10 protein-coding genes and 3 pseudogenes are annotated in these 11,692 nt (G+C 74.3%); 10 read left to right on the top strand and 3 right to left on the bottom strand.

Translation table 11 applies throughout. The features are described 5' to 3' along the window. The first annotated feature begins 3 nt into the window (after positions 1–3). Positions 4–783 (top strand): SDR family NAD(P)-dependent oxidoreductase, encoded by a 780-nt coding sequence (locus ACFVFR_RS09855; protein WP_383699325.1) that lies wholly within the window; start codon positions 4–6, stop codon positions 781–783. Further along, a complete protein-coding gene (locus ACFVFR_RS09860) occupies positions 780–1,850 on the top strand; it encodes a threonine aldolase family protein (RefSeq protein WP_383699398.1) in 1,071 nt (356 codons plus the stop codon). The genes ACFVFR_RS09855 and ACFVFR_RS09860 overlap by 4 nt, the downstream gene beginning before the upstream one ends. 153 nt (positions 1,851–2,003) lie before the next feature. On the opposite strand, the gene ACFVFR_RS09865 is transcribed toward ACFVFR_RS09860, so the two are convergent. Next, a complete protein-coding gene (locus ACFVFR_RS09865; RefSeq protein ID WP_383699327.1) occupies positions 2,004–2,726 on the bottom strand; it encodes a lysophospholipid acyltransferase family protein in 723 nt (240 codons plus the stop codon). Between the two features lie 225 nt (positions 2,727–2,951). Between ACFVFR_RS09865 and ACFVFR_RS09870 the strand changes: the two genes are divergently transcribed. The 7 genes and pseudogenes from ACFVFR_RS09870 (at position 2,952) to ACFVFR_RS09900 (ending at position 8,599) form a co-directional block, all read left to right on the top strand. Next, the gene (locus tag ACFVFR_RS09870) at positions 2,952–3,266 is read left to right on the top strand and encodes a thioredoxin family protein (protein ID WP_383699329.1); all 315 of its coding nucleotides are present in this window, start codon (positions 2,952–2,954) and stop codon (positions 3,264–3,266) included. Between the two features lie 92 nt (positions 3,267–3,358). After that, positions 3,359–3,839 (top strand): annotated as a pseudogene (locus ACFVFR_RS09875) (flavin reductase family protein); the annotation flags it as partial. Between the two features lie 188 nt (positions 3,840–4,027). Next, entirely contained in the window at positions 4,028–4,813 is a 786-nt protein-coding gene (locus ACFVFR_RS09880) for an electron transfer flavoprotein subunit beta/FixA family protein (RefSeq protein ID WP_383699331.1), read from the top strand. A 146-nt stretch (positions 4,814–4,959) separates the two neighbouring features. Next, positions 4,960–5,922 carry an electron transfer flavoprotein subunit alpha/FixB family protein gene (locus ACFVFR_RS09885; RefSeq protein ID WP_383699333.1) on the top strand — a complete coding sequence of 321 codons (963 nt, stop codon included), beginning with the start codon at positions 4,960–4,962 and terminating at the stop codon, positions 5,920–5,922. A 310-nt stretch (positions 5,923–6,232) separates the two neighbouring features. After that, positions 6,233–6,478: pseudogene (locus tag ACFVFR_RS09890) on the top strand (DUF6986 family protein); the annotation flags it as partial. An 88-nt stretch (positions 6,479–6,566) separates the two neighbouring features. Then, a pseudogene (locus ACFVFR_RS09895) lies at positions 6,567–6,773 on the top strand (DUF6986 family protein); the annotation flags it as partial. A 368-nt stretch (positions 6,774–7,141) separates the two neighbouring features. Beyond that, a complete protein-coding gene (locus ACFVFR_RS09900; protein WP_383699335.1) occupies positions 7,142–8,599 on the top strand; it encodes an AAA family ATPase in 1,458 nt (485 codons plus the stop codon). A 65-nt stretch (positions 8,600–8,664) separates the two neighbouring features. Here the strand turns inward: ACFVFR_RS09900 and ACFVFR_RS09905 are convergent, their stop codons facing one another. Both ACFVFR_RS09905 and ACFVFR_RS09910 read right to left on the bottom strand, forming a co-directional pair. Continuing rightward, the gene (locus ACFVFR_RS09905; RefSeq protein ID WP_383699337.1) at positions 8,665–9,318 is read right to left on the bottom strand and encodes a hypothetical protein; all 654 of its coding nucleotides are present in this window, start codon (positions 9,316–9,318) and stop codon (positions 8,665–8,667) included. 80 nt (positions 9,319–9,398) lie between these two features. Beyond that, complete coding sequence (locus ACFVFR_RS09910; RefSeq protein WP_383699339.1) at positions 9,399–10,472, bottom strand: LacI family DNA-binding transcriptional regulator; 1,074 nt, start codon at positions 10,470–10,472, stop codon at positions 9,399–9,401. 215 nt (positions 10,473–10,687) lie between these two features. On the opposite strand from ACFVFR_RS09910, the gene ACFVFR_RS09915 reads away from it, so the two are divergent. After that, positions 10,688–11,671, top strand: a complete 984-nt coding sequence (locus ACFVFR_RS09915) for an ROK family protein (RefSeq protein WP_383699341.1) — start codon at positions 10,688–10,690, stop codon at positions 11,669–11,671. Positions 11,672–11,692: the final 21 nt, after the last annotated feature.

Genomic DNA, 11,692 nt, shown 5'->3' on the forward strand with positions numbered 1-11,692 from the left:
ATCATGACCGACAACACAGTGGCCGGCGGGGCGACCCCGGGGCGGGGCGCGCTGGAGGGTGCCGTCGTCGCGGTGGCCGGAGCCGCGGGCCCGGCGGGGCGCGCCACGCTGCTGCGCCTGGCGGAGGGCGGCGCCACCGTCGTCGCCGCCGACGCGGACGCGGCCCGCCTGGCCGAGGCCGTGGACGCCGCGCGGTACGCGCACGGCGGCGCCACCGTCACGGGCGACACCGTGGACCTGCTCGACCCGCTCGCCGCCCGCGAGTGGGCCACGCGGACCGAGAAGGAGTTCGGCCGCGTCGACGGCCTGGTGCACCTGGTCGGCGGCTGGCGCGGCTCCGCCACCTTCGCCGAGACCGACCTGGACGACTGGGACCTGCTGCACGACCTCCTGGTCCGCACCGTCCAGCACACCTCCCTCGCCTTCCACGACGGGCTGCGCCGCAGCGGCAACGGCCGCTACCTGCTGATCAGCGCGGCCGGAGCCAGCCAGCCCACCGCGGGCAACGCCGCCTACGCCGCGGCCAAGGCCGCCGCCGAGGCGTGGACGCTGGCGCTGGCCGACGCCTTCCGCAAGGAGGGGGGCGAGGCGGGGCCGACGTCCGCGGCTGCCATCCTGGTGGTCAAGGCGCTGGTGCACGACGCCATGCGAGCCGAGCGCCCGAACGCGAAGTTCGCGGGCTTCACGGACGTCAAGGAGCTGGCCGAGGCCATCGCCGGAGTCTGGGAGCAGCCCGCCCGAGAGGTGAACGGAAACCGCCTGTGGCTGACCGCGAAGCCCTGACGCCCCGCACGACCGACGCCCGTCGCCGCCACGACCCCGCGGTACGCGGCTTCGCCAGCGACAACTACGCCGGTGCCCCACCGGAGATCCTGGCCGCCATCGCCCTGGCCAACGAGGGCCACCAGATCGCCTACGGCGAGGACGACTACACCTCCCACCTGCAGGACGTCATGCGCGGCCACTTCGGCCCGCTGGCCGTGACGTACCCGGTGTTCAACGGCACCGGCGCCAACGTGGTCGCCCTCCAGGCGCTCACCGACCGCTGGGGCGCGGTCATCGCCGCCGACTCGGCGCACATCAACGTCGACGAGTGCGGCGCCCCCGAGCGGGTCGGCGGCCTGAAGCTGCTCACCGTGCCCACCCCGGACGGCAAGCTCACCCCCGAGCTCATCGACCGGGAGGCGTACGGCTGGGAGGACGAGCACCGGGCCATGCCCCAGGTCGTCTCGATCACCCAGAGCACAGAGTTGGGCACCGTCTACACGCCCGCCGAGGTCCGCGCCATCTGCGACCACGCCCACGAGCGCGGCATGAAGGTGCACCTGGACGGGGCGCGGATAGCCAACGCCGCCGCCTCGCTGGACGTGCCGATGCGGGCGTTCACCTACGCGGCGGGCGTGGACGTGCTGTCCTACGGCGGTACCAAGAACGGCATGCTCTTCGGCGAGGCCGTGGTCGTCCTGAACCCGGACGCCGTCCGCGCCATGAAGCACCTGCGCAAGCTGTCCATGCAGCTCGCGTCCAAGATGCGGTTCGTCTCCGTGCAGTTGGAGGCGCTGCTGGCCAAGGACCTGTGGCTGCGCCAGGCCCGTCACGCCAACACGATGGCCCAGCGACTGGCCGACGGGGTGCGGGGCGTGGACGGCGTCGAGGTGCTCCACCCGGTGCAGGCCAACGCCGTCTTCGCCCGCCTGCCGCGCGAGGTCAGCGAACGGTTGCAGAAGCGCTACCGCTTCTACTTCTGGGACGAGGCCGCCGGCGACGTGCGCTGGATGTGCTCCTTCGACACCACCGAGGAGGACGTGGACGGCTTCGTCACCGCCCTCAAGGAGGAGTTGGGCCGCTAGTCGGGCCCTCCCCGAACGCCGACGCGGCCGACCGGACACCTCGTGTCCCGTCGGCCGCGTGCGTGCTCTCCCAGACCGCGAACCCCGAGCCCGGACCGCCGGGCCACGGTCCGCCGCGCGCCGCCCGGCGACCGGTGCGGCCCGGCGTGCCGCTCAGTGACCCGCCGGCTGGACGGAGGGCGCCGGTGCGGTGCCGCCCAGGTGGGCGGGCACCCACCAGGTGTCGTCGGGGCCCTTGGGGCGCACGGGGTAGGCCCGCTGTGCCGCTTCGAGGAGTTCCTGTACGCGGGCGCGCAGCCGCTCGGTGAGGGAGTCCGCCGACTCGCCGGGCTCCGCGGCCATCGGCTCGCCCACCCGCATGGTGATGGGGAAGTGGTTGCGCCCCAGGTCGCGCTTGTGGCCCTTGGTCCACAGCCGCTGGGTGCCCCACAGCGCCATCGGCAGCAGCGGCACGCCGGCCTCCTGCGCCATGCGCGCCGCACCCGACTTGAACGTCTTGAGCGTGAAGGACGGGGAGATCGTCGCCTCCGGGAAGACGCCGATGATCTCACCGGAGCGCAGCGACTTCACCGCGTGCCGGTACGCGTCCACGCCCTGCCGGCGATCGACCGGGATGTGCTTCATCGCCCGCATCAGCGGCCCGGAGACCTTGTGCCGGAAGACCGACTCCTTGGCCATGAAGCGCACCAGACGCTTGGCGGGACGCGCGGTCAACCCGGCGAAGACGAAGTCGAGGTACCCGATGTGGTTGCTCACCAGGACCGCACCGCCCCGGCGTGGGATGTTCTCCGTGCCCTGGATGTCAAAGCGCAGATCCAGCGCCTTGAACAGGGTGCGGGCGGCGCCGATCACCGGTGGGTAGACGAGCTCTGCCATCAAGGGGACCCTTCTGCCATTCCTTGGGAGGGTTCTCCCGATGGAAGTTACGCGGCCGTAGCTACGGGCTTTCCGCTGATCGTGCCTGATGTCGGGCGTCGCGGCCAGCCTTCAGGGCGCCCGGGAGGGAGATCCTCGTCACGGGAGGCAACCAAAAGCGCCCGTGCGCGGTCTGCCCTGGCCAAAGTGCCTCCTGCCCGGCCTCGCGTGGCGCATGCTTGATGTATGACGCAACGACTGACGGCCGACGAGCTGGCGGGCGCCCCGCTCGGCGAGCGCGCCACGCTGGTCCAGTTCTCCAGCGCGTTCTGCCAGCCGTGCCGGGCCACCCGGCGGGTGCTGGCCCACGTCGCCACGCTGGTGCCCGGCGTCGCGCACGTGGAGATCGACGCGGAGGCCAGGCTCGCGCTGGTGCGGCGCCTGGAGGTGCGGCGTACCCCGACCGTCCTGGTGCTGGACGCGGCGGGGGAGGTGGTCTCGGTGGCCGAGGGGCAACCCCGCACCGCGGATGTCATCGCCGCCGTGGGGCGCGTCCTCTGACGGCCCGTGGCGTACCTCGCACCGACCGGCACGATCGCGACAGGGAGCCCCCATGACGGCCTCGCCCGGACGTCGGCGGCTCCTTCCCGCCCGCCGCCCCGGACGTCTTCCGTGCCTCCGTCCGCCGCCAGGCCACCACCGCCGCGGTGGTCACCGTGCCCGGCCCGTGCCCGGACCGTCCCCGGTGGGCCTCACCGCCACCTCGCTGTCCTCCGTCTCGGCCGAGCCCCCGCTCCTCTCCTTCGGCGGGGGCACCGGGCCGTCGAGCTGGCCGGTCCTGTCCACCGCCCGGCACGTCGGTGTCCACCCGCTGGGCGAGCACCAGCGGGCGCCGGCCACCGGGTTCGCGACCAGCGGCGCCGACCGGTTCGCCCCGCCCACCCGCTGGCGCCCGGCCCCGAGGGCGTGCCGCTCCTGGAGGGCGTGCCGGCCTGGGTGGTGTGCGAGGTGGTCGCGCGCGTGCTCGCCGGCGACCACCGGGTGCGCGTCGCCCGGGTGCGCGCCGACGACCCGGCCGGAGCGGGCCGCCCGCCGCTGTACCACCGGGGGCGCTGCAACGCGCTGCGGGACTGAGCGGGGCCTCCTCGCCGTTGGCAAGGTCACAGTTCAACGGCCTTGCGGACCAGGAGAACCGTGGGTGTACTGACGAGTAATATTTTGGTCGAGGGTGCCAGCCGCCCCGATCGGGATCTGCCCCTGAAGGCGCCTATGCTGCCAGCACACGGCAGTTTGCGAAGAGACGATGCAGTAGGAGAGCCGGCGTGAGCTTGAGGATCGTTGTCTGTGTGAAGTACGTGCCCGACGCCACCGGCGACCGGCACTTCGCCGAAGACCTGACCACCGACCGTGACGCGGTGGACGGCCTGCTGTCCGAGCTGGATGAGTACGCCGTCGAGCAGGCGCTCCAGATCTCCGAGGAAGCGGACGACGCGGAGATCACCGTACTCACCGTCGGCCCCGAGGACGCCCGGGACGCCCTGCGCAAGGCGCTGTCGATGGGCGCGGACAAGGCCGTCCACGTCGAGGACGACGACCTGCACGGCACCGACGCGCTGGGCACCTCCCTCGTGCTGGCCAAGGCCATCGAGAAGGCCGGCTACGACCTGGTCGTGTGCGGCATGGCCTCCACCGACGGCACGATGGGCGTCCTGCCCGCGCTCCTGGCCGAGCGGCTGGGCGTGCCGCAGGTGACGCTGTTGTCCGAGGTCGCCGTGGCCGACGGCAAGGTGACCGGGCGCCGCGACGGCGACACCGCCAGCGAGCAGCTGGAGGCGGCCCTGCCGGCGGTCGTGTCCGTGACCGACCAGTCGGGCGAGGCCCGCTACCCCTCGTTCAAGGGCATCATGGCGGCGAAGAAGAAGCCGGTGGAGTCCTGGGACCTGGAGGACCTGGACCTGGAGGCCGACGACCTCGGCCTTGAGGGCGCCTGGACCGCGGTCGAGGCCGTGGCCGAGCGCCCGGCGCGCACGGCGGGCACCATCGTCAAGGACGAGGGCGAGGGCGGCAAGCAGCTCGCCGAGTTCCTCGCGGGCCAGAAGTTCATCTAGGCCGCGCCCGCGCCGCCCCCGGCGGAGTGCGGACCCCGGCGGCCCCGGCCGCCGTGGGCCCGGCACCCGCCGACGCGGCCCCTGGCGGGGCGCACCGCCCGCGCCGCTCCCCCCGTCTCGTACTTTCTTCGCAGGAGAGCAGATCCATGGCTGAAGTACTCGTCTATGTCGACCACGTGGACGGCGCCGTCCGCAAGCCCACCCTCGAACTGCTGACGCTGGCCCGCCGCGTCGGCGAGCCGGTCGCCGTGCACCTGGGCCCCGGCGCGGACGCCGCCGCCAAGGTGCTGGCCGAGCACGGCGCGGTCCGGGTGCTCGCCGCCGACGTGCCGGAGTTCGCCGACTACCTGGTCGCGCCGAAGGTGGACGCGCTGCAGGCCGCGTACGAGGCCGTCTTGCCGGCCGCCGTGCTCGTCCCCTCCTCGGCCGAGGGCAAGGAGATCGCCGCGCGCCTGGCGGTGCGCGTCGGCTCCGGCATCATCACCGACGCCATCGACCTGGAGGCCGGCGACGAGGGCCCGGTGGCCACCCAGTCGGTGTTCGCCGCCGCCTTCACCACCCGCTCGCGCGTCTCCCGGGGCACCCCGATCATCACCGTCAAGCCGAACTCGGCGCCGGTGGAGGTCGCCCCGGCCGAGGGCGCGGTGGAGCAGCTCGCCGTCACCGTCGCCGACAGCTCCAGGGGCACCAAGGTCGTCTCGCGCACCGCGCGTGAGTCCAGTGGTCGTCCGGAGCTGACCGAGGCCGCGATCGTGGTCTCCGGTGGTCGTGGCGTGGGCGGTGCCGAGAACTTCCCGATCGTCGAGAACCTTGCCGACTCGCTCGGCGCGGCCGTCGGCGCCTCGCGCGCGGCCGTGGACGCCGGCTGGTACCCGCACACCAACCAGGTCGGCCAGACCGGCAAGTCGGTCTCCCCGCAGCTCTACATCGCCGCGGGCATCTCGGGCGCCATCCAGCACCGGGCCGGCATGCAGACCTCGAAGACCATCGTGGCCATCAACAAGGACGCCGAGGCCCCGATCTTCGAGCTGGTCGACTACGGCGTGGTCGGCGACCTCTTCGAGGTCGTCCCGCAGCTGACCGAGGAGGTCAAGTCCCGCAAGGGCTGACCCCGTCGGCCGGCTCTCCGGGCCGGCACCCGCGTTCACCACGGCAGGCCCCGCGCACCTCGCGCGGGGCCTGCCGCGCGTCGGTAGGGCCGTGACCGCCCCGCCGCTCGGCCGGTCGCGCGCCTGTGGCGCGGGCGGTGTCGCCCCTCTCGCGGGGCGCGGACAGCTTCGCCACGCGGACTTCACACGTCGCTTTACGGAATAAGGGTTCGCCCTACGGAAATAAGAGGGCGGGGCGGGACACGAGACGGCGGCCACGGAGCCTGGGGGCTCCGTCCACGAGGAGAGACCGGCGGCCCGACTCCCCGCCATGGACGCCGAGCTGACCCGCCGCCACCCCGGCGACACGGATGGCGATCAGCCCGGGTACACCGTCGACGCCCTCGGCGACACCCGCACCGCCGACACCGCGCGCACCTGGGGCGACCAGGCGCTGGTGACCCGGGCCGCCCACGCGCCGGACCCGGCCGCCCTCGCCGCCCTCCTCGGACTGCCGGACCGCCTCGTCACGCCCCGCTCCGCGCGGGTGCGCGCCACGCTGGAGCGCGAACCCGTCGAGGACCTGCGGTCGACCTCGGGGACGGCCGCGAACCCCGCCCGGACACCGAGGAGAACGCCGACGCCGCGCCTGCCCCCCCCGCACGGTGGCCGCCGCCCGCGTCGGTGGCGGACCCGACCAGTTCCCGCCGTACGCGGGCATCCGCGGCACACGCCCGGAGGTGGCCGGGCGCGAGCGGGCCGCGCGCACCCTGGGCGTCTTCCTCACCGGCCTGGTCGACGCCGGCGGCCCACCTGGTGGCCCGGCCCTCACGCTGCCCAAGGTCAGCCACTCCGAGCGGGGGCGCGCCACGGCCCACCTGTGCCGGAGTCCACGAGGGCGCGTGGGCGCGCCCCGGGCCGCGTCGGGTTCGAGACCCAGACCGAGACGCGGGCCGTCGTCGAACCCGACAGCCGGGCCACCACCGCCACGTCGACCGACGCCCACGCGTGACGCCGCCGTCCACGCCTCCCGCCGCGAGGGGCTGGGCGAGGCGGCCGGCCGCCTCGCGGCGTACGCGGGACGTGGGGCGGCGGAGCGCGATGGCGGGGCGTTGGCGTGCGGTGGCGGGGAAAAACCGGCGGCCCCGCCCGTGCCGCACGCCTACGATCGGCCGGGGCGGCGCCCGCCCCGGCCGGGCCGGGACGACCACGGGCGGCGCGGAGGGGGATGGGCACAGGGATGGACAACACCGAGATCGCCGCGTTCGGCAAGCTCTTCCGGGACTTTCTCGACCAGGTCGTCCACCGGGACCACGTGGACCCCGAGCGCTCGCTCGACCTGCGACTGCGCGAGCACCTCGGTCAGCCACCGGAGCGGGCGCCCATCGTCAAGGCCAGCTACCCGGCGTACGACCACGCCAACGTGCACCTGGCCGTGGAGCGTTGGTTCGCCGAGGACGGGCGCGCCCACGAGCTCATCGGGCTGGCCACCGAGACCGACCGCGGGGACTCGCTCTCGGAGATCATCGAAGGCACCCAGCGCTACGGCCGTTACGCCGTGGGCGCCGTCGACTACGCGTACCTGCCGGTCTCCACCGACGAGGAGCTGGCCTGCGTCGCGTTCGGCATCTACCTGGGCCGTGACGGTGACGAACCGTTCGTCGTCCTGTTGCGCGGGCCCGACGACGACTACAGCAGGAACAAGGTCGAACTGGAGGTGCTCGCCGCCAGCCGGGACGCCGCCAAGCGGCTGCTGGCCGGCGTGGACCGGCTGATCCGCGAGCACAACATCTTCCGTGGCAAGGTGCTGTCCTTCCAGAGCACCGACTTCGAGGACGGCATCGGCCCGTTCCGCTTCCACCCCAGGCCCGAGCTGAGCGCCGCCGACATCGTGTTGCCCGCGGGGCTGCTGGAGCGCGTGGAGCGACAGGTGGTCGGGGTGGCCCGACGTCGCGAACGGCTGCGCGCGCTCGGCCAGCACCTGCGGCGCGGGCTGCTGCTCTACGGGCCGCCCGGCACCGGCAAGACGCACAGCGTGCGCTACCTGCTCGCGCAGCTGCCCACCTTCACGGTGGTGGTGCTCTCCGGTATGAGCATCCAACGCGTGGGCGCCGCCTGCTCGTTGGCCCGCCACCTCCAGCCGGCGCTGGTGGTCCTGGAGGACTGCGACCTCATCGCCGAGTCCCGCGACCACGCGGACGGCGGACAGCCGCTGCTGTTCCAGGTGCTCAACGAGATGGACGGGCTCGGCGACGACGTCGACGTGGCCTTCCTGCTCACCACCAACCGGGCCGACATCCTGGAGCCCGCGCTGGCCCAGCGCCCCGGCCGGGTGGACATGGCCGTCGAGATCCCCCTGCCGGACGCCGAGGGCCGCCGCCGGCTGCTCGACCTGTACGGGGCGGAGCTCGGGCTTCCCGAGCACGCGGTGGTGGAGGCCGTGGCGCGGACCGAGGGCACCACCGCGTCCTTCGCCAGGGAGCTCATGCGCCGCACCACGCTGTACGCCGCCGAGCGCGAGGCCCCCCGGGCGACGGCGGAGGACCTGAGCACCGCGCTGGGCGAACTGCTCTCCGACCAGGACACGTTGACCCGACGCCTGCTGGGTGTGCCCGACCCGGAGGCCGACGCCCCGCGCGCCGGACGCGCGGACGGACGGCTGCCGGACGAGTTCGACGACGACCGCTTCCTGGACTGAGCAAGGCCGTCCCCGCGGCGGTCGCCCCGGCCCCGCCGCCCGCGACAGCGTGGCGGACGGGCCGGTCAGCGGGGCTCGCCGTGCCAGCGCCAACTGGTCAGCCGGGGGCGGCCGGGCAACTCGGCGCGACCGGTGGCCCACAGCAGGGTGCGCCAGGGGTCCTCTCCGCCGTCCCGGGGCGCGTGCGGGAAGAGCCGCGCGAGCACGCGCGCGCACGGGTCGGCGGGCGGCGCCCAGCCAAGCCCCAGCCCCTCGGCCAGGTCGTGCGTGTGCACCAGCGTCTCCACGATCCCCATCGCGGCGAAGCCCTCCGGGTCCGCGGCCCCGAAGGTGTGGTGGGCGCGCACCTCCGACGGCGTCGTCCGCACCATCGCGACCAGCAGCGCGCCGCTGGCCGCCAGCACCCGCAACAACCCGGTCGGTCCCGCCGCGCGGTCCGCGTGGATGGCGTTGGCGGGTCCGCCGGGTCGGCGGCTCTCCCAGACGAACGGCACCTCCGACTCCAACGGTGGCGAGGGCAGGGCCAGTTGGGCGGCGTACGCGAAGAGGTCGTCGCTGAGGTGCTCGACGGTCTCCCAACAGCTCCACTCCAGCGTGCCGGCCCGGCCCTCCCAGGCGGTGGCCGGTGCCTGGCGCAGCGTGTCGACGGCGGCGCGCACGGCCCGGTCCAGATCGTCGGCGGTCACGGGCGAGCGGGGTGTCTGTGATGGCTGGTCCATGCGGCGCACCCTAGTCGGCGAGCGCGGCGCCGCGTCCCGGACGTCGCGTCACCCAGGCAGCGCCGTACGCCGTGCCGCTCTCACACCGTCGCGTGGCGGTGCGCGGGTGGGATCTCCCCCGAGCCACGGGCGATCAGCCGGGTGGGGAGCACCACCTGACGGGGCTCCTCACCCGCGCCCTCCAGGCGCCGGAAGAGCAGGTTTGCGGCGGTGCGCCCGAGTTGGGCGGAGTCCTGGGCCACCACGGTCACCCCGGGCGAGAGCAGATCGGCCAGTTCGAAGTCGTCGAAGCCGACCAGTGCCGCCCGACCGGGGTGGGCCGCCAAGACCCGTACGACCGTGACCGTCACCCGGTTGTTGCCGGCGAACAGCGCGGTCACCGGCTCCGGCCCGGACAACATGGTCTCGGCCGCCGCCACCACGCGGCTCGGGTCGGTGGCGCCCAGCGACATCCACGCCTCGTCGACGGGCAGGCCGGCGGTGGCCATGGCCGCCCGGTAGCCGCGCAGCCGCTCGACGGCGGTGTGGATGCGGGGCTGGTCGCCGATGAACCCGATGCGGCGGTGCCCGTGCCCGATGAGGTGGGCCACCGCGTCGCGGGCGCCGCCGAAGCTGTCGGAGAGGACCGCGTCGCAGGCGATCCGACCGGCGGGCCGGTCCACGAAGACGGTGGCCACCCCCGCCGAGATCTCCGGCTCCAGGTAGCGGTGGTCGTCGCCGGCCGGGATGACCACCAGCCCGTCCACCCGGCGGGCGCACAGCGCCAGCACCAACTCCTGCTCGCGGGCCGGGTCCTCGGCGCTCGAACCGTTGATCAGCAGGGCCCCGTGGTCCCGGGCGACCTCCTCGACGGCGCGGCTGAGCGGTCCGTAGAAGGGATCGGCCAGGTCCTCCAGGACCAGACCGACGCTGGCGGTGCGGCCCTTGCGCAGGATGCGGGCGCTGTCGTTGCGGCGGAAGCCGAGCGCGGTGATCGCCTCCTGCACGCGGCGTTCGGTGTCGGGTGTCACCCCGGGCTCGCTGTTGACCACGCGGGAGACCGTCTTCAGGCCGACCCCCGCGCGGGCCGCGACGTCCTTCATGGTGGGCCTGTTGCCGTAGCGGGGAGCGGGGGTGCCGTTGCGTTGTGTGGTGCCCCGGGCCGGGTCAGTCACGGTGCGCTCGTCCTGTCATTGAGTTGTCTGATGGCGGCGTCGGGTTGAGCATAGCCTCTAGACAACGTTGTCAAATTCGGAGGAGACTATGACCGGAACAGGGGTCCACGCGCCGACGCCCCTGTGCCGGGCCGCGTACATTCGGCTCCCACCTGTCCCACAGGACCGCTCCGGGTACGCCAACCAGCGCCCACCGCCTGTCAGGAGACCGCCCCATGTCAGATGAGCTCGTCGCCGCGCTGGACATCGGTGGCACCAAAATCGCGGGCGCGCTCGTGGACGGGACCGGCGCACTGACCGTACGGGCACGCCAGGCCACTCCGGCCCGCGCTCCCGGGCCCACCGTGATGGCCGCGGTGCGCGCCGTACTGGAGGAGCTGACCGCGACCGCCCAGTGGTCGCGCGTGGTCGCCCTCGGGATCGGCAGCGCGGGCCCGGTGGACGCCTCGGTCGGCACCGTGAGCCCGGTCAACATTCCGGGTTGGCGCGAGTACCCGCTGGTCAGCCAGGTGCGCCGGGCGGTGGACGGGCTGCCGGTCACCCTCGTGGGCGATGGCGTCGCGATGGCCGCGGCCGAACACTGGCAGGGCGCCGCGCGCGGCTGCGCCAACGCCCTGTGCATGGTCGTCTCCACCGGCGTCGGCGGCGGGCTGATCCTCGGCGGCACCCCCTACTCCGGGCCGACCGGCAACGCCGGACACATCGGGCACATCAGCGTGGAGCTGGACGGTGACCCGTGCCCGTGCGGCAGCCGGGGTTGCGTGGAACGCATCGCCAGCGGCCCCAACATCGCGCTGCGCGCCGTCGCGGGCGGCTGGCGCCCGGGCTCCGGGGGCGCCAACGCCGCCGCCGTGGCCGCCGCCGCCCGGGCCGGTGACGCCGTCGCCCGCGCCTCCTACGAACGCGCGGCGCGGGCGCTGGCGGCCGGAATCGCGGCCACGGCCGCCCTCGTGGAGGTCGAGCGCGCGGTCATCGGTGGCGGTGTCGCGGGCGCGGGCGAGGTGCTCTTCGCGCCACTCCGCCGGGCCCTGCGCGACTACGCGCGGCTGTCCTTCGTCCGGCAACTGTCCGTCGTACCAGCTCAGATGGGTACCGATGCCGGTCTGGTGGGCGCGGCGGCGGCTGCCGCGCGGGCCATCGGCCGTACCGGCTTCGGCGCGGTGACCGACCCCCGGCCCGGTCAGTGTGTGGGGCGCTAGGGGCCGCTGAGGCCCGGGGCC

Source organism: Streptomyces sp. NPDC057702, from assembly GCF_042799315.1.
GTDB lineage: Bacteria > Actinomycetota > Actinomycetes > Streptomycetales > Streptomycetaceae > Streptomyces.